Below are 18,788 nucleotides of genomic sequence, written 5' to 3'. Positions count from 1 at the left end.
CTTTTTAAAACAAATACTTTAAGAAAATAATTCCTCCTATAAGGACAGCAAAACACGCATAGACCAACACCGCTGCTGCGGCTGCATCTTTTGCGTGTTTTGCTAGTATGTGATATTCAGGAGAAACTAAATCGACAACTTTTTCCACCGCTGTATTCATTAACTCTAAGCTGAACATGCCTGCAATGAGAAGCAGCACAACCGTCCATTCACCAGCTGTAATTGACAGCACGGCTCCTAAGAGAAGGACGATGAAAGAAGCTGCTACGTGAATTTGCATATTTCTCTGTGTTTTACAAACATAGAGAAACCCCTCTATTGCATAACCAAAGCTACTGACAACTTTAGCTATCCCTTTTTTATCGCGAGAGTCCATATTGTTCTAAAATATCTTTTTGACGTGTAAACATCTCTTTTTCATCTTCTGATGTTTCATGGTCATACCCAAGCAAGTGCAAGAAACCGTGAACCGTTAAGAATCCTAGCTCCCTCATAAACGAGTGATTGTATTCTTCTGCTTGCTCATGAGCTTTTGGAATCGAAATGACAATATCCCCCAGGACTCTTGGCATCTCATCTCCGATAATTTGCATTTCATCTTCGCCCATTTCTTCTAGCGCAAACGATATTACATCCGTTGGCTGATTTTTATGGCGGTATTGATGATTGATTTCTTGAATTCGATCATTATCCACAAATGTAACGGATACTTCTGCATCCTCTTGAAGATTTTCATATATAGCAGCGGCTTCAAGCAGCTTCTCAAGCTCTTTTTGCTGCTGTTCACTCACTTCGTTTGTTTCATCAATAAAATCAATAACTAAACTCATACCTTCACCTTCTCTTTTTTTATCTCTGGATATTCGATTCGAGAATGAAAAATCCCATTTAGCGTTTCACATAGTGCTTGGCGAATTAACTCTAATTCTTTGAGCGTTACGTTACACTCGCTAAGCTGCTCATCCTGCAGGCGATCTTTAATAATATTTCGCACCAAGTTCTCAATCTTTTCCGGAGTCGGATTGGACATTGACCTTACGGCTGCTTCTACACTATCAGCTATGCAAATAACCGCTGCTTCTTTCGACTGAGGCTTTGGTCCAGGATAGCGATATTCTTTTTCATCAATTTTTTCTTCTGTTTGTTCAAGTGCCTTATGATAGAAAAACTTAAGCAGGGTCGTTCCGTGATGCTGCTCTGCAATATCTACAATCTCTTTTGGAAACTTGTGATTTCGCAAAATGGTCGCTCCATCTGTAGCATGTGCGATTATAATATTTTTACTAGTCTTCGGACTTAGTTTATCATGCGGATTGGTAATATTCATTTGATTTTCAATAAAATACTGCGGTCGCTTCGTTTTACCAATATCGTGGTAATAAGCCCCCACTCTCGCTAATAAACCGTTAGCTCCTATCGTTTCGCACGCCGCTTCAGATAAGTTTGCCACCATTACACTGTGATGATACGTTCCCGGTGTTTCGGTTAAGATTTTACGTAATAGCGGATGATTAGGACTCGATAATTCAATCAGCTTCATCGTAGATAAAATGCCAAATCCACTTTCAAAAAACGGAAGCAAACCTATAGTTAAAACGGAAGCAATAACACCAGATGCAATTGACATCATACTGTAATAGCCAAGCTCTACAGTGCCAATTTGGCCATTTTTAATAAAAATAATAGCAAAGCTGATAATTACGTTTACCATAGCCACAAATAGACCTGCCTGCAAAATCCGTGAACGCCTGTGCTGCCTGCTTAAAAATAAAATAGCAGCAATATTGCTAATTAAAAAGTAGATCCCGATGTTCATATTAAACGAGGTTGTCAATTCACCATTAAAAATAATGCTTCCACAAATAGCAAATACAATGCTTGATAAAATAGCAATGCGTTCATCCATTAAAATTCGAATCAGCAAACCTCCCACTGCAACAGGAGCTAAGAAACCTATTTCCGATAAATCAATTTGCTGAAACACGCTTAAGATTTTCATGAGGCCAATCGTAATGGTTGCTACCAATACATACAACAACAAGGGCTGATATGTCTTGGTGTGAAATTCACGCAAATAGTAAATGAGGCCCGCTATCATCATCACAATCAGCAAAGCTAATCCCGCAAAAGGCTGAATAGATCCTTTATTATTCAACAATCCCGCGAGCTGGAGCTGACGATATATATCAGGATTAATAAGCTGATTTTCTTCTACAATAATCTGACCTTGTTTAATTCGAACAGGCTCCACTTTTTCCACAGCTGCTTGACGGTTTTCAGCTGTTTTTTGGGGATCATAAATCACATTTGGAATGATAGCGAATTTAGCAATTGCATTCATTGAATCCTTTAGAGAGTTGCTGACATTGGTGTAAACAAGCTGACCTTCTACCTGGTCTTTTTTCTCTTCTACATCGCTAATCTTCACTTGATCTTTCATCACATGATGAACGGCTGTAACTACAGCGTCTTTCGCAATCGATAAATCACTGTTAGAAGACTGAAGCAGCTGCTTGATGGTATCCTTTGGCAAGTTTTTTTGAATGTCTTCAGGAAGCTTGTCCTCTAACATTTTTTGTTTGGTTTTTAATACGGCATCGATACTGTCATCTTCATGATCTTCTTTTTCATATTCTGTATTAACTTCCATCATCGCATCAAAAATAGATGCAACAAGATCGACTTGGTTCTGTGCGTATTCTGTTTTTTGTGTATACACATCTTCAACGGCTTGTTCTGCCTCTGCCCGTTTTTTCTCTGTGCTCTCTTTATCTTCAATGGTAACGGGTGAGTAAATGGTTTGCGGGGAAATAGACAATAGTCTGAGATCTAATTCCTGCGGCTTTACATTGCTATACATAGACGCAAACATCATTATACCTAACAAGGCATATAACCCAATTTGAATTAACCGTAATCGCTCGATCTGTGCCATTGTTTGCTTGATTATCCGAAACGTTGACACAAACGTACCCCCTTTACAAAAAATAGACCCTATTAAGAAAGGGTCTTTTGGTCAGCTTGTTCGTACGCTTGAATGATGCGTCCCACAAGTGGATGGCGCACAACATCTGACTGTTCTAGATGAACAAACGAAATACCTTTAACATTGGTCAGGATTTTCGAGACAGCCGCTAGACCAGACTGAGCTCCTTTTGGTAAATCAATTTGTGAAATATCTCCTGTAATCACCATTTTAGACCCAAATCCTAGTCGTGTTAAAAACATCTTCATTTGCGCCATCGTGGTGTTTTGTGCTTCGTCTAAGATAACAAACGCATCATCTAGTGTACGACCTCGCATGTAAGCAAGGGGTGCTATTTCAATAACTCCGCGTTCGATTAGGCGTTGCGTATGTTCTGTTCCTAATACATCATGTAATGCATCGTACAGAGGCCGCAAGTACGGATCTACTTTTTCTTTCAAATCTCCTGGCAAGAAGCCAAGACTTTCACCTGCTTCAACAGCAGGACGTGTTAAAATAATACGCTGTACGTGACCATTTTTAAGAGCATTAACGGCCATGACAACGGCTAAATACGTTTTACCGGTACCAGCAGGCCCAATTCCAAATACCAAATCATTTTTCTTAATAGCAGAAATGTAGTGACTTTGTCCTAATGTCTTAACACGAATAGTCTTACCTTTTACGTTTTTACCAATCTCTTCTTCATATACATCTTCAAAAAACTCGAGAGAATTTTTCTTAGCTAATTGAATCGCATACACAACATCTCGTTCAGATATGGAAATATTTTTGCGGATAATGTTCAGTAACTTTTTAAGCATTTCTTCCACTAGCTGAACATTTTCTGTACTTCCGGAGACTACAACAGTCTCACCTCTTGAAATGATCGAGACCTGCATTTCTTCTTCAATTCGCTTTAAATTCGCATCTTGTACGCCAAATAATGAAATGGCTTCGTTTGAATCATCAAGTTGTACGTTAATTGTTACTAGCTGTTCTGACATTCATCAATCTCCTTGAATAATTGGTTGAGTGTTCGCAATATTTTCTATAACTTGGTAATGTATTGATAATCTAACTTTACCATTGTCCTGTTCTTGGTGCAAAACTTTTTCACCTTTTATTTTAGCATCCTCACCTAAAGTTGATAGTAATTTTTTTCGACCGATTTCCAAAGCTTTTTCCACCGCCTCTTGTTTAGAATAGACGCGCTGCGAATTCTGTTCTTCTCGTACAGCAACTTTCTCATACGACAGAGGTAATTTCCATTTAAAAAAATAGAGTGGATGCTCCACTTTTTCTGTCACCTTTGAGCCGTATTTCTCTTTGTTAAAAGCCCAAATAGGCATTTTAAAAGCTTGAAAATCTAAATAGTGCTTCGTATATCCATTACCCGTTAATACTTGAAAATCAGTTTTTAGAGGCACTTCCACCTCAGACTTATACCATGTTTCACCGTAGACTTTTCCTTTAGCAGCTACTACTTTTTTATTTTTTTCGTTTCCAATAATACCGGAAACTAAGACCTCGCCTTCGTTGACAAAATCATTAACCTTGACTAAAGGTTGTCCTTTTTCGACAAACAAATTCGTAATAATAGCTTTCTTTTTAGCAATTAAATGTTGGTAAGGTGTTTTTTGCTGAGGCTTGGGCTCATTTTTTTCAACCACTTGGAAGTGATAAGAAGTGCCGCGCACTTCTACTCCCACCCAGGTAATATTGTTCATATTATCCGTTAAATAGCGCTGAATTTTTTCAGGACTCTCTAACAGAAATTGAAACTCTCCTCTTTTTACACCTATTTTGGCCAGCTGCTTCGTCATTTGATGTTCTGTTTGTGGTTCTGCACCGCTAATTTCCACTTTCCACACCATGTTGGAAAGCAAACCAAGAATAATAAAAAAAGAAAGAAAACCTAAAGCAAATCCACTATTTTTAATCACTCGTTTTGTTAAAAAAGGAAAACCTCGGCCTCTTATAAAATAAATTTTACAGTCTGCGTTGCGAATTAGTATACGAATTTTCTTTACATCTTTCAATAATATCGTTGCTGTCGCTAGCTGACCGTCAACTTTATGGACATTCGAAATCATAATCTGTTGTCTCACACAATTATTTAAAAAACGTTCAATTCCTTTTCCAACAATTCGAATACGTACGGTACCAATAACAAAGTTTGTCCATCCATTCTTCATTTTTTTCCTCCTTGTGTTATTGTTCTAAATAAAGAACTTGATTGATTTTACCTTCTAAAACCAGTTCTTCTGGCAGTATTACTTTAATGACCAGTCCTTCACCTCGAATTAACATTTGTCCCTGTTTTAGTAACACGCGTATTTCAGTATCAGAAAAGGCTAATAAACCTTTATGATTTTCAATATAAATGTGTATTTGTCCAACTAACGTAATACGGGGAAGATCCATTAATACATCAGCGGGTAGTTCCATTGTTTTTGTCATCCATCTTTTCATTTGGTGTCTCCACTTTTTGCTCATAAAAAGAACCCCCTTTCATCTCATGTTTATGAGAAAGGGGGTTAATGTATCACATCTATTTATCGTTTATATTTACGTTGTTTCGATTTTGGCGGCCCTAGAATTTCGGACCATATCACTCCTTGAACAGCTTCTTTACGAGAAATGGGCTTAAAAACGTTTTTCTCATCAGTTGTTTTTGGTTTTTCAACTGCAATTTTCTTTTGAATAGAAGGTTCATGATACGAACGGTTTTTTAGCTCTTCCAGTTTTTCTTGCAAAGGATTTGTTTCCGCTGAAGGAACAGTTTCTGGCTCCATACGAGCTGTTTTTGGCTCTTCTTTGACAGGGCGATATCTAGGTCTTTCCCGCCTTGAAGGATTGTTTACAGGAGGCATAGGAGCTCTTTTAGAACGCTGCTGTTCTTCCTCTTTTGACTGAGCCATAAAACGCTGCACAACGTTAAAAATAATCCCTCCAATGATGACAAAAATGAAAGCATTATTAATAATTAGTTTAATAAGCGTTTCAACGATATTCATTAGGAGAAAACCTCCTTGTTAAACTGATTCATTATTTCTCATCGTCTTCTTTAGACATTTTTCCAATTGAATCACGCATATCCGTATCAGCAGTCAAGTTTTGAATATTCATATAATCCATGACGCCAATATTGCCAGAGCGCAGTGCTTCTGCCATCGCTAATGGTACTTCTGCTTCTGCTTCTACTACTTTTGCACGCATTTCTTCTACTTTTGCACGCATTTCTTGTTCTTGAGCAACGGCCATAGCACGACGTTCTTCGGCTTTTGCTTGGGCAATATTTTTATCTGCTTCTGCTTGGTCTGTTTGAAGAACTGCCCCAATATTTTTACCAATGTCGATATCAGCAATATCAATGGATAAGATTTCAAACGCTGTTCCGGAATCCAACCCTTTTCCTAAAACCGTTTGAGAGATCATATCAGGGTTTTCCAATACTTTTTTGTGATCTTTTTGTGAACCGATTGTAGAAACAATCCCCTCGCCAACACGGGCAATAATCGTTTCTTCTCCAGCTCCCCCTACTAGTCGATCAATGTTTGCACGAACGGTAATTCGGGCTTTTGCTTTGACTTCGATTCCATCCATAGCCACCCCTGCAATAAAAGGTGTTTCAATAACTTTTGGATTAACGCTCATTTGTACAGCTTCTAGCACATCACGGCCCGCTAAGTCGATAGCTGCTCCGCGCTCAAATGTTAACTCAATATTTGCTCGGTGCGCTGCAATCAACGCATTTACCACGCGGTCCACGTTACCGCCTGCTAAATAGTGGCTTTCTAATTGATTAATGGTAATACCTAAACCGGCTTTACTTGCTTTAATTAACGGGTTCACAACGCGAGATGGTATCACTCGACGAAGTCTCATTCCGACCAGTGTGAAAATACTAATACGAACGCCTGCTGCTAATGCTGAGATCCATAACATAATCGGTACAAAAGTGAAAAAAACAGCTAAAGCAATAATTGCTAGGCCAATAACTACAAAAAACAATACGCTACCTGCTTCCATTAATTAAGGTCCTCCTTTTTCAAAGGCTCTGTGAGCTTCCGCACCACAACCCTTGATCCCTCTACTTTTATAATATTTACTAACACATCTTTGTCTAAATATCCGCCTTCAGTGACTACATCCACATACTCTTCATCGATGAGCACGGTGCCTGAAGGACGCAGCGGTGTTGTTGTTTTACCTTGTTTTCCTATTAATTCATACCGATTTTGATTCGATACATAACCAGATTCGGTATTAAGTGAATCATTAAGCACCATTTTTTTGAAAGGTGTAAGCTTTCTTTTAAAAAATTTCATCATCACAAACGCACCTCCCAGTGCCACCACTATTGCAATTACAAGAGAAATTCCCATTTCGACATTATTATCTGTTGACATAAAAAAACTTAAAATGATAGCTCCAAGCCCTAGCAGCCCTAAAACGCCGCCTGGCACTACAATCTCTAATAGAAGCAGTATAATTCCTGCTATAAATAAAACGAGGGCTTCCATTCCTGCTAATCCTGCTACCATATGACCATAGAAAAATAAAAGAAGTGAAGCTACTCCAATGGAGCCCGCAATACCGAATGAAGGCGTAAACAATTCAATTACAATTCCTAAAGCACCAATAGATAATAAAATGGGAACAACAAGCGGATGGGTAAGAAAACGAGCAATTTGTTCACTTACACTCATTTTTGCATACGTCAGTTTAGCATCTTCATAGCCAAGCACGCTCAGGAGATTATCTAAATTTTTTACAGTTCCTTCTGAATAACCAACTTGCTCGGCTTGCTTCGGAGTTAGCGTCAACAATTCGTTTCCTTTTAAGTTGAGCTCAGGTATGACCATCTTTGTGTTTGCCATCGCTTCTGCATATTTAGGGTTTCGGTTATTTTGTTCTGCTGCGCTCTTCATAGCCGATAACCAGTAGGACTGAGCTTTTTTTCCTGCTGCATTTCCCTGTTGGTCAATCACAGCTGCCGATCCCATTGTAGAACCGGGTGTCATATAAATTTGATCGGCGTTAAGTGCAATATACGCTCCGGCCGATAATGCTTTTTTGTCGACAAAAGCAGCGGTAGGAATAGGTGTTGAGGTTAAGCTTTTAGCTATTTCAGAAGCTGCATCTACAGCTCCTCCAGGAGTATCTATGTCCAATATAATCAAATCTGCACCGTCATTTTCCGCATCTTCAATGGATCTGTTTAAAAAAGAAAGCAGTCCATTTTCTACCGTTTTATTGACAGGAATAATGTGTACACGCTTCACGTCAGCGGTGCTAATAGTGGGGAATAACCCAGTGGCTAAAATAAGAAAGCACACGAAAGAAAATAAGGTTTTCACCGAATACACTTCCCTCCTTCCATAGATAGTATGAGTATGTATCTGTATATACGAATAACTTTAACAATAGTTTCAAATTTTTTAAAATTTATCTATTTTATTCTTTGCACTAGAGAAACAAAACATACGTTCGGATATTATCTATATAAAAAACACCTTACACAAGGTAAGGTGTTTTTTATGATAAGTGTTGAAGGACAAGCTTATTAACAAGAGAGCCATCCGCTTTGCCTTTTACTTTCGGCATAAGCGCTCCCATAACTTTCCCCATATCAGCTTTAGAGGAAGACTGCGTTTCTTCAATCGTCGTTTTAATAATTTCAGATAACTCTTCTTCAGTTAGCTGTTTAGGAGCGTAAACTTCTAAAACCGCTAATTCAGAATGAATTTTATCAACAAGATCTTGACGACCTGCTTTCTCAAATTCATGGAGGGAGTCTTTACGTTGTTTGAATTCGCGAGAAATAACCGTCAACTCGTCTGCTTCAGTTAGGTCAGTGCCTAACTTAATGGCTTCGTTTTGAAGAGATGCTTTGACCATACGAATGACCCCAAGCTTCTCTTTCTCTTTGTTTTTCATCGCTTGTTTCATATCACTATTTAAACGCTCGAGAAGACTCATAAATCCACCCTCTTATTAGAACTTGCGTTTTCTAGCAGCTTCAGATTTCTTCTTACGCTTTACGCTAGGCTTTTCATAGAATTCGCGCTTTCTTGCTTCTTGTAACGTACCAGTTTTTGAAACTGAACGTTTGAAGCGACGAAGAGCATCTTCAAGCGATTCGTTTTTACGAACAACTGTTCTTGACATTCTAATTCCCTCCCTCCGAACAAAACCACTAACATCATAATGAAATGACATGTTAGACATGTCTTTTGCAATTATAATATAATGATTCCTTAAGGTCAACCGCTTTACATAAAGTAATGCAGTTATTCCCCCTTTATTTTATGAACTTTCTTGATAAAACATTACTCGCTCAGCTGTTTTATACGTATGAAAAAAGCTGCGCAAACACGCAGCTTTCCAATAAGTGTTATGAGCTCATTTTCACCTGATCTTGAAGATGAACCTCATCTAGCACGCGAACAAACTCACCTTCATTATAAGGATATCCAGCTTTTGAAATTTTCACTTTTACAAGCTTTCCAACCATTTCTTCAGACGCTTTAAACACAACCTTTAAGTAGTTATCAGTATATCCTACATATAAACCACTTTCAGGATCTTCTTTATATTTTTCTTCCGGAATTACTTCCAGTACTTCTCCTTCAAACGTTGAAGCATATTCTTTTGCCAATTGGTTTGAAAGTTCGATTAAACGGTGCACACGTTGATTTTTTACTTCTTCATCAATCTGGTCGGTCATACGAGCTGCTGGCGTACCTGTACGTTTAGAATACGGGAATACGTGAAGCTCTGAAAAACCGTGCTCTTTAATAAAGTTATACGTCTCCATAAACTCTTCTTCTGTCTCACCTGGGAACCCGACAATCACATCTGATGTAATCGCTAATCCAGGAAGAGCTTCTTTCAGACGGTTTAAGCGCTCGCCAAAGAACTCCATTGTATACTTACGACGCATGCGCTTCAATACCGTATTTGAACCTGATTGAAGAGGGATATGCAAATGACGTACAACCATTTCTGACTGATCTAGTACCTCTATCACTTCGTCCGTAATTTGACTTGCTTCAATTGACGAAATACGAATGCGTTTTAATCCTTTTACTTGAGACTCTAAATCACGAAGAAGCTGGGCAAGATTGTAATCTTTCATGTCTTCTCCGTATCCGCCAGTGTGAATACCTGTTAACACGATTTCTTTATAGCCTGCATCCACTAGCTGCTGTGCTTGTGCTACTACTTCTTTAGGATCACGAGATCGCATTAAACCGCGTGCCCATGGAATAATACAGAATGTACAGAAGTTGTTACAGCCTTCTTGAATTTTTAACGAAGCACGCGTACGGTCTGTAAATGCCGGTACATCTAGCTCTTCATATACGCGTGTTTTCATAATGTTTCCTACACCGTTAATCGGCTGACGCTCTTTTTTAAATTGTTCAATATAATCAAGCATCTTAACACGATCTTGTGTACCTACTACGATATCAACACCAGGAATGGCCATAATTTCAGCTGGCGAAGTTTGAGCATAACATCCAGTTACACAAATAACCGCATCTGGATTTTTTCGCACAGCTCTGCGAATAACTTGACGGCTCTTTTTATCTCCTGTATTTGTTACCGTACATGTATTAATTACATATACATCGGCAGTTTGTTCATATTCAACACGCTCATAGCCTTGGCCTTTGAACAATTGCCAAATTGCTTCTGTTTCATAGTGATTTACTTTACACCCTAGCGTGTGAAAAGCAACTGTTGACATAATCGTCACCTCATTAACTCAGTTTGATAAGATATAGCAGACAGCGCATATAATGGAGCTGTTTCTGCTCGTAAAATCCGCGGACCAAATCCGCTTATTGTAAATTCATTTTCTTCTAATACTTCTACTTCCTGCTCGGTCAAACCACCCTCGGGGCCTACAACCACAAGCACGGAATTGCCGGGTTTTAAAGCTGAAAGAACAGCATGCAGATGAGATGTTTCTCCTTGCTTTGCTCTTTCTTCATAGGCTACAACTTTATGAGTATAGTCACCGCTAATTTCTACTAGTTTCTTAAAAGAAATTGGGGCTTCTACTGCTGGTACAATCGTACGATGAGATTGTTCTGCAGCCTCTTTAGCAATCTTGTTCCAGCGATCTACTTTTTTTTGACTCTTTTTATCATCCCATTTAACAACTGAACGAGCCGCAATAAAAGGGATAAACCTATACGCTCCAAGTTCTGTCCCTTTTTGGATAATAAGCTCGAGCTTATCCCCTTTAGGCAGACCGTTCACAATTGTAACATGGACTGGAAGCTCTTTTTCTTCGCTTATCCATTCTATAATAGATGCTTTCACTTCGTTAGCGGAAATATTTTCAATTTCACACAAAGCAGCTTGCCCCTGTTCATTACAGGCAATAAACTGTGATCCTTCATTCATTCTCATGACGCGTGAGATATGATGGGCATCATCTTGTATCACTGTGACACTTTGCTCTTGAAATTGATCATTTGGCAGAAAATAACGTTGCATCTTGACACCTTCTCACTTGTTAAGCTTGTTTTTGCGCAATAATTGCTACCCAGTCTTCCATAAGCGTTACTTCTTGAATAACAAAGCCCGCTCCCGTTAACGCTTTTTTGACATCTTCTTTTTTCGCACTAATAATACCTGATGTAATGAACATGCCTCCTGGCTTTAATACCTTTGCAGCATCGTCTACAAAACGAACGATTACCTCAGCTAGAATATTCGCCACAACAATGTCAACCGGCCCTTCTATGCCTTGCAATAAGTTGTTTTGACCTACTGTTACGATATTTCCAACTTGATTCAGTTCAATATTTTCGCGGGCAGAACGTACGGCTACTTCATCAAGATCTAGAGCTTGTACATTACTTGCTCCTAACAGGGCTGCGCCAATACTTAGCACTCCTGAGCCTGTACCCACGTCAATAACGGTATCTCCTGCTTTCACTGTTCTTTCCAATGCTTGAAGAGACATAACCGTCGTTGGATGCGTACCTGTACCAAAAGCCATTCCGGGATCAAGCTCGATAATCAATTCATCTGTGCTTACTTTTTCATAGTTTTCCCAAGTTGGTACAATCGTAAAACGCTCTGAAATTTTCACAGGGTGGTAATATTTTTTCCAAGCAGTGGCCCACTCTTCCTCGTTCACTTCACTGATCGTAACTTTGTTAGCTCCTAAATCAAAGTCGTAAACAAGCAGTCCATTAATTTCTTTTTTGATACCATCCACAGTTTCTGCTAAAAAGCTGTTAACTGGAAGGTATGCTTTAATCACTACACCTTCCTCTGGGTAGTCTTCTACGTTTAAATCATAGATTTCACCAAAAGTTGTATCTCTGTCCTTCACTAAATCAGCAGGATCTTCAATGACTACCCCGCTAGCTCCTGATTCATGTAAAATATGAGAGATGGGTTCAATTGCTTCTTGCGCTGTATGAATACAAATTTCAGACCATTTCATTGCTACCAACTTCATCCTTTCTGCCTTCAGTAATATAGGATTTTAAATATGAACATGACAGATGACAGGTTGGCAAAGTACCTTTACCAACCTGTCTCTGTTTATTATGAAAGACAATTATTCTCCTTTAATTGCTCGTTTTACTTTTGCAAAAAAGGAATCATGCTGCTCATCAACGGCTTCTTGACCGCTCAGTTCAGCGAACTCACGCAATAATTGTTTTTGTTTTTCTGATATTTTTGTTGGCGTTACAACGCGAACGTGAATATGCTGATCTCCTTGACCATACCCTCGTACGTTTGCCACACCTTTTCCTTTTAAACGGAATTTCGTCCCCGTTTGTGTACCAGCAGGAATCTTCAGCTTCACCTTGCCGTGTAGAGTTGGTACTTCTACTTCATCACCTAGTGCTGCCTGAGCAAACGTTAAAGGCATTTCGCAGTAGATATCGTCTCCATCACGTTCAAAGAATTCATGAGTGCGCACGTGGAACACTACGTATAAATCTCCCGGAGGACCACCATTTACCCCTGGTTCTCCTTGAGCACTAACGCGCAGCTGTTGACCATCATCTACACCAGCTGGAATTTTAACATTAATTTTACGTCGTTTTGTTACTTTACCGTCACCGTGGCACGTTGCACATTTGTCTTTAATGATTTTTCCCGTACCATTACAATGATGACACGCACGTCGATTTACCACGCGACCAAACGGCGTGTTTTGTTCAACGTTTAACTGACCTGAACCATTACAGTGCGAACATGTATCAACTTTTGTTCCAGGTTTTGCACCTGAACCGTGACATGTTTCACACGTTTCTTCACGTGGAATTTCAATTGTTGTTTCTTTTCCGAAAACAGCTTCTTCAAAAGAAAGTGTCATCGTGTATTGTAAATCGGCACCTTGTCTCGGAGCATTAGGGTCACGTCTGCGACCACCACCACCAAAGATCGAGCTGAAAATATCTTCAAAGCCGAAGCCGCCAAAGTCTGAGCCGCCTCCACCAAAGCCGCCAAAGCCTTGATTTGGATCAGTATGACCAAATTGATCGTATTGTGCTTTTTTTTGGTCATCACTCAATACTTCATATGCTTCTTTTACTTCTTTAAATTTGTCAGCAGCATCTTCCGCTTTATTAATATCTGGATGATATTGTTTAGAAAGCTTGCGGTATGCTTTTTTTATTTCATCTTTTGTAGCGCTCTTACTGATACCGAGTACTTCATAGTAATCTCGCTTACTCATCAATACTCACTCCCGAATCGTTTCACATAAACGTAATTGTATCATTATTAATAATTCCATAGCAACATAAAAGTTACTTTCTATTGCTCACGTGCACGCAGAGAGCCAAGAGAAAAACTTCCCCTTTCGCTTTTCCACGTTAAAAAAGTCAAAGCCAAGAAATAAGCTTGACTTTGACTTTTTAAAAAGATGTGAATCGCACCATGGCGTCATTCACGTTAGTCGTCAAGATGCATTATTTTTTGTCGTCGTTTACTTCTTCAAACTCTGCATCTACAACATCATCATTTTGAGCGCCTTGTTCACCTGCTTGCTGAGCTTGTTGAGCTTGCTCATACAATTTTACAGTTAACGCTTGAACGATTTCTTGAAGTTCATCTTTTTTCGCTTTGATTTCTTCAAGGTCATTCTTTTCAATCGCAGCTTTTAAAGCATCTTTTGCTTCGTTAGCTTTTGTTACTTCAGCTTCTTCTACTTTTCCTTCAAGATCTTTTAATGTTTTTTCAGTTGTAAACACTAGTTGATCTGCTTCGTTGCGTAGTTCCACTTCTTCTTTACGTTGCTTATCAGCATCTGCGTTTTCTTCCGCCTCTTTTACCATGCGTTCGATTTCGTCATCTGATAAACCAGTTGAAGATTTAATTGTAATCGCCTGCTCTTTGTTTGTACCTAAATCTTTTGCGCGAACGTTTACGATACCGTTCTTATCAATATCGAATGATACTTCGATTTGAGGTACTCCGCGTGGTGCAGGAGGAATGTCTGTTAATTGGAAACGTCCTAGCGTTTTATTGTCTGCAGACATTGGACGCTCACCTTGAAGAACGTGAATATCTACAGCCGTTTGGCTATCTGCAGCCGTTGAGAATACTTGTGATTTACTTGTTGGAATTGTCGTATTACGCTCAATTAGCTTTGTAAATACGCCACCCATTGTTTCGATACCTAGTGATAAAGGCGTTACGTCTAGTAATACAACGTCTTTTACATCACCAGTTAATACGCCACCTTGAATTGCTGCACCAAGTGCAACTACTTCATCAGGGTTTACACCTTTATGAGGATCTTGACCAGTTTCTTTTTTGATTGCATCTTGTACCGCTGGGATACGAGTTGAACCACCAACTAAGATTACTTTATCAAGTTCGCTTGCAGAAAGACCTGCATCTTTTAAAGCTTGACGCACAGGGGCCATTGTACGTTCAACAAGACCTGCTGATAACTCGTCAAATTTAGCACGTGATAAAGATACTTCTAAGTGAAGAGGACCAGCTTCTCCAGCAGTGATAAATGGTAAAGAAATTTGTGTAGATGTTACGCCTGATAAATCTTTTTTCGCTTTTTCAGCCGCATCTTTTAAACGTTGAAGCGCCATTTTATCTTTGCTTAAATCAACGCCGTTTTCTTTTTTGAATTCAGCTACTAAATAGTCGATGATTACTTGGTCAAAGTCGTCACCACCAAGGCGATTGTCACCTGCAGTTGCGCGAACTTCAAACACGCCGTCGCCAAGTTCTAGAATAGATACGTCAAACGTACCGCCACCAAGGTCATAAACTAAAACTGTTTGATCTTCATCTGTTTTTTCTAATCCGTATGCAAGCGCTGCTGCAGTAGGCTCGTTAATAATACGCTCTACTTCTAAACCAGCAATTTTACCAGCATCTTTTGTTGCTTGACGCTCAGCATCATTAAAGTAAGCAGGAACTGTGATAACAGCTTTTGTTACAGGCTCACCTAAATACTCTTCAGCATAACCTTTTAAATGTTGAAGAATGATAGCTGACATTTCTTGAGGCGTGTATTGCTTGCCTTCAGCTTCCACCTTATGGTCTGTACCCATATGACGTTTAACTGAAATAATTGTGTTAGGGTTTGTAATAGCTTGACGTTTCGCTACTTCCCCAACTTGACGCTCACCGTTTTTGAATGCCACAACTGATGGCGTTGTACGGTTTCCTTCTGGATTTGGAATTACTTTTGGTTCGCCGCCTTCTAATACAGCGACACAAGAGTTAGTTGTACCTAAATCGATACCAATGATCTTACTCATTGACAATGACCTCCTTCATAATATGTAGTGTTATTGATTCACTTTAACCATCGCAGGGCGGATGATTTTATCTTTTAATTTGTAACCTTTTTGAAGCTCTTCTACTACCGTGTTCGGTTCGTATTCATCGTCTTCTACTTGCATCACTGCTTGATGCTCGTATGGATCAAATGTTTTCCCAACTGACTCAATTGCTTCAACACCTTCTTTTTGAAGTGCCTCTACCAATTGACGGTATACCATTTCTACACCTTGTAGCACAGATTTGGTTTGTTCGTCCGCTGTGTTAACTTGTAATGCACGTTCAAAGTTATCAAGTGCTGGTAAAATATCCGCAACCAATGATTGAGCACGGTATTTTTGAGCAGCTTCTGCATCGAGACGTGAACGACGACGGAAATTATCGAAATCAGCTTGTAGACGTAAGTAGCGATTCTCTTCTTCTTCAAGCTGTTGCTTTAATTGATCATTTTCTTGTTGAAGAGGGTTTACTTCCTCAGACGCTTCAGCTTCAGTTGCTTCAGCAGCTTCTGTTTGAACTTCTTCAACCACTTCTTCGTTTTGTTCTTCTACTTGCTTTTCGTTTGACAATTCATTCACCTCCCTTAAATGTTTACACACATTTTCACATTTTAAACAACGATTTTTATTTTATCACAGGGAAAGGATGGAAGTAATATATTCCACCCGATTCCTTTATTCTTTATACAAGTTTGTTAACACTTGAGACATATCTGATGATAGCAGTGTAAGCAAACTAATCACACGCGCATATTCCATGCGGGTCGGTCCCAGTATAGCAATTGTGCCGAGCTGTTCGTGACCAAAAGAATAACTAGCTGTAATTAAGCTGCAGCCTACCATTTCATTCAACTTATTTTCATGACCAATTTTCACGTGTATGCCAGCCTCATTTGGGCTTAGCAGCTTATAAAACTGCTGTTCATGTTCAATAATGTTGAACAGTCCGCGAATTTTATTAAGATCATGAAATTCCGGCTGAGCAAACATATTCGTTTTGCCGCCAACTACTAATTTGCCATTCATGTTGAGCTTTAATGCATCATTGAGTATGTCCATCGTCTGCTCATACCCTTGAATGTGGCTTTTTAAGAGCGTCGCTACTTCTTTGTACATTTTATCATGTAAATCAGTAATGCGAACGCCAATGAGCTTTTCGTTCAAAATGTTAACCATCTTTTCAATATCGGAAGGTTGAATACTGCTCGGTAACGTAATCGTCCGACTTTCAACGTGTCCTGTATCAGTCACAATAATGGCAACAGCTGACTGAGCCGTTAAAGGTAAAATCTGCAGCTGTTTTAACTTATGGCTGACCGCTTTTGGCCCTAGCACAATGGACGTTAAACTCGTTAAATCAGATAAAATTTGCGCTGATTTTTGAACGAGCTGCTCCAGTTCTATAATGCGCTCAGCAAATACCGAACGTACTGTAGAAACATCGCTTGCTTTCAAGTGCTGCGGGGACACTAGGTGATCAACATAATAACGATAGCCTTTCTCAGACGGAACGCGCCCTGAAGAAGTATGAGTTTTTTCAATAAATCCAAGTTCTTCTAGGTCTGACATCTCATTACGAATCGTAGCCGAACTAAAATTAAACTCTTCTTTCTTAGATAATGTTCGAGAGCCTACCGGCTGCGCAGATCGAATGAAATCATCAATAATGACTTGTAAAATTAATAACTGTCGATCAGTAAGCACGCTTCATCACCTCTGTTAGCACTCTAAAACTCTGAGTGCTAAATCTAATAATAAATTACCAAATCACTATAGCGATGTCAACGATTTGGTATTAGATTATCCCAATAAAGGCTTGAAAAACTTCATTCCCCAAAAATCGACCATTGTGTGTTAAAAAGACGGAGCTATTGTCTTCACCCAAAAGTCCTTTCTCTTTGTATTCTTGAATAGGTTCTCCAAATACATCTTTTAATTCTCGATTGAATTTTTGCTTAAACTCCTCTTTTGAGACTCCTTTCGTTTTACGAAGGCCCAAAAACATTTCTTCTTCCATTTTTTCAGCCTCGGTCACGCTCACTTCATTAAGATATGCATTTCCTTTTTGCTCGACTGAATCAATGTACTTTTTTAATGGTCCAATATTTGCTCGTCTTATTCCGTCAATATAGCTATGTGCGCCTGCACCAATTCCGTAATAATCGTCGTTGTTCCAATATGTTAGATTATGAATACTCTCGTAGCCTGACTTTGCGAAATTACTGATTTCATATTGATGAAAACCTTGTTTGTCCATTTCTTTCATAAGCAGCTCATACATAGCTGCTTCTTCTTCTTGAGCAGGCAGCGGCAGCTTCCCTTTATTCATTAAATTATAAAATACCGTTTTAGGTTCAATAATTAACGAATAGGCAGACATATGCTCTACCTCTAATGAAAAAGCGGTTTGAAGCGTAGAAGAAAAATCAGCTACCGTTTGTTCCGGCAAGCTATAAATTAAGTCTAAGCTTATATTCGACATTCCAATCTTTCTCGCTTGCTCAATACAATCAAATACCTGCCTATTTGAATGCACACGTCCAATTTTCTCCAATAACCTTTCATTAAACGTTTGTACACCAATACTTAAACGATTCACGCCATAGTCATGGAGAAGCTGAAGCTTTTCTTTTGTCAATTCATTCGGATTCGCTTCAAATGTAAACTCACCTTTCTCATCATAAGGAAGATACATACGAATGGATTCTAAAAAATACTCCAGCTGCTGTTCATCTAAGGCTGTGGGCGTTCCACCCCCAACGAATATCGTGTTCAAATTGGTCGTTGGATAACGTTCGACTGTTTGTTTCATTTCTTCTCGCATGCTTTCCAAATACGGCATAACGGGCTGATTTTTGAAAAACACTTTATTAAAGTCACAATAGTGACAAATATGATGACAAAACGGGATATGCAGATATGCTGCCTTCACCATGGACTTTCACCTCAATCACATTTATAAATGATAAAAATACCGCAGAGTCTCTCTGCGGTATTTTTATCTATGTTCGTTCACACTT

At 39.1% G+C, this 18,788-nt stretch carries 19 protein-coding genes; all 19 read right to left on the bottom strand.

Annotation, left to right across the window (positions count from 1 at the left end; genetic code table 11):
* Positions 1 to 4: 4 nt before the first annotated feature.
* Positions 5 to 376 (bottom strand): diacylglycerol kinase family protein, encoded by a 372-nt coding sequence (locus tag ACMX9J_RS19335; RefSeq protein ID WP_016765589.1) that lies wholly within the window; start codon positions 374 to 376, stop codon positions 5 to 7.
* Positions 360 to 830: an rRNA maturation RNase YbeY gene (gene ybeY, locus ACMX9J_RS19330; protein ID WP_033579681.1), complete on the bottom strand. Its 471-nt coding sequence runs from the start codon at positions 828 to 830 to the stop codon at positions 360 to 362. The genes ACMX9J_RS19335 and ybeY overlap by 17 nt, the downstream gene beginning before the upstream one ends.
* On the bottom strand, positions 827 to 2,935 hold the full coding sequence (locus ACMX9J_RS19325) for an HD family phosphohydrolase (protein WP_033579829.1): 2,109 nt from the start codon (positions 2,933 to 2,935) through the stop codon (positions 827 to 829). The genes ybeY and ACMX9J_RS19325 overlap by 4 nt, the downstream gene beginning before the upstream one ends.
* A gap of 62 nt (positions 2,936 to 2,997) precedes the next feature.
* A complete protein-coding gene (locus ACMX9J_RS19320) occupies positions 2,998 to 3,972 on the bottom strand; it encodes a PhoH family protein (protein ID WP_033579680.1) in 975 nt (324 codons plus the stop codon).
* A gap of 3 nt (positions 3,973 to 3,975) precedes the next feature.
* Positions 3,976 to 5,163, bottom strand: coding sequence for a sporulation protein YqfD (gene yqfD / locus ACMX9J_RS19315; RefSeq protein WP_416226106.1), 1,188 nt, complete (start codon positions 5,161 to 5,163; stop codon positions 3,976 to 3,978).
* Between the two features lie 16 nt (positions 5,164 to 5,179).
* Positions 5,180 to 5,464: a sporulation protein YqfC gene (gene yqfC / locus ACMX9J_RS19310; protein WP_013059232.1), complete on the bottom strand. Its 285-nt coding sequence runs from the start codon at positions 5,462 to 5,464 to the stop codon at positions 5,180 to 5,182.
* Between the two features lie 59 nt (positions 5,465 to 5,523).
* Positions 5,524 to 5,985, bottom strand: a complete 462-nt coding sequence (locus tag ACMX9J_RS19305; RefSeq protein ID WP_048019738.1) for a hypothetical protein — start codon at positions 5,983 to 5,985, stop codon at positions 5,524 to 5,526.
* 31 nt (positions 5,986 to 6,016) lie between these two features.
* Positions 6,017 to 7,000, bottom strand: a complete 984-nt coding sequence (gene floA / locus ACMX9J_RS19300; RefSeq protein ID WP_028411651.1) for a flotillin-like protein FloA — start codon at positions 6,998 to 7,000, stop codon at positions 6,017 to 6,019.
* A complete protein-coding gene (locus ACMX9J_RS19295) occupies positions 7,000 to 8,331 on the bottom strand; it encodes an NfeD family protein (RefSeq protein ID WP_033579677.1) in 1,332 nt (443 codons plus the stop codon). Before ACMX9J_RS19295 ends, floA begins: the two co-directional genes overlap by 1 nt.
* A 178-nt stretch (positions 8,332 to 8,509) precedes the next feature.
* Entirely contained in the window at positions 8,510 to 8,953 is a 444-nt protein-coding gene (locus tag ACMX9J_RS19290) for a GatB/YqeY domain-containing protein (RefSeq protein WP_013059236.1), read from the bottom strand.
* A gap of 15 nt (positions 8,954 to 8,968) precedes the next feature.
* Entirely contained in the window at positions 8,969 to 9,142 is a 174-nt protein-coding gene (rpsU, locus tag ACMX9J_RS19285) for a 30S ribosomal protein S21 (protein WP_013059237.1), read from the bottom strand.
* A gap of 226 nt (positions 9,143 to 9,368) precedes the next feature.
* Positions 9,369 to 10,727 (bottom strand): tRNA (N(6)-L-threonylcarbamoyladenosine(37)-C(2))-methylthiotransferase MtaB, encoded by a 1,359-nt coding sequence (gene mtaB, locus ACMX9J_RS19280; RefSeq protein WP_025750549.1) that lies wholly within the window; start codon positions 10,725 to 10,727, stop codon positions 9,369 to 9,371.
* A gap of 5 nt (positions 10,728 to 10,732) precedes the next feature.
* Entirely contained in the window at positions 10,733 to 11,485 is a 753-nt protein-coding gene (locus ACMX9J_RS19275; RefSeq protein ID WP_033579675.1) for a 16S rRNA (uracil(1498)-N(3))-methyltransferase, read from the bottom strand.
* 19 nt (positions 11,486 to 11,504) lie between these two features.
* Positions 11,505 to 12,446 (bottom strand): 50S ribosomal protein L11 methyltransferase, encoded by a 942-nt coding sequence (gene prmA, locus ACMX9J_RS19270; protein ID WP_028411654.1) that lies wholly within the window; start codon positions 12,444 to 12,446, stop codon positions 11,505 to 11,507.
* 117 nt (positions 12,447 to 12,563) lie between these two features.
* On the bottom strand, positions 12,564 to 13,694 hold the full coding sequence (gene dnaJ, locus ACMX9J_RS19265) for a molecular chaperone DnaJ (RefSeq protein WP_013059241.1): 1,131 nt from the start codon (positions 13,692 to 13,694) through the stop codon (positions 12,564 to 12,566).
* 235 nt (positions 13,695 to 13,929) lie between these two features.
* Positions 13,930 to 15,747, bottom strand: coding sequence for a molecular chaperone DnaK (dnaK, locus tag ACMX9J_RS19260; protein ID WP_014458181.1), 1,818 nt, complete (start codon positions 15,745 to 15,747; stop codon positions 13,930 to 13,932).
* A 30-nt stretch (positions 15,748 to 15,777) separates the two neighbouring features.
* Entirely contained in the window at positions 15,778 to 16,338 is a 561-nt protein-coding gene (gene grpE, locus ACMX9J_RS19255; protein WP_028411655.1) for a nucleotide exchange factor GrpE, read from the bottom strand.
* A 105-nt stretch (positions 16,339 to 16,443) separates the two neighbouring features.
* Positions 16,444 to 17,472: a heat-inducible transcriptional repressor HrcA gene (gene hrcA, locus ACMX9J_RS19250; protein ID WP_416226105.1), complete on the bottom strand. Its 1,029-nt coding sequence runs from the start codon at positions 17,470 to 17,472 to the stop codon at positions 16,444 to 16,446.
* 91 nt (positions 17,473 to 17,563) lie between these two features.
* Positions 17,564 to 18,703 (bottom strand): radical SAM family heme chaperone HemW, encoded by a 1,140-nt coding sequence (gene hemW, locus ACMX9J_RS19245; protein ID WP_047749825.1) that lies wholly within the window; start codon positions 18,701 to 18,703, stop codon positions 17,564 to 17,566.
* Between the last annotated feature and the right edge of the window lie 85 nt (positions 18,704 to 18,788).

Origin of the sequence: Priestia sp. RMT2NF4, from assembly GCF_047872835.1 — a bacterium.
Lineage (GTDB): Bacteria > Bacillota > Bacilli > Bacillales > Bacillaceae_H > Priestia > Priestia zanthoxyli.
Note: the sequence above shows the minus strand (reverse complement) of the source record. Positions and strands in the feature narration are given on the sequence as shown.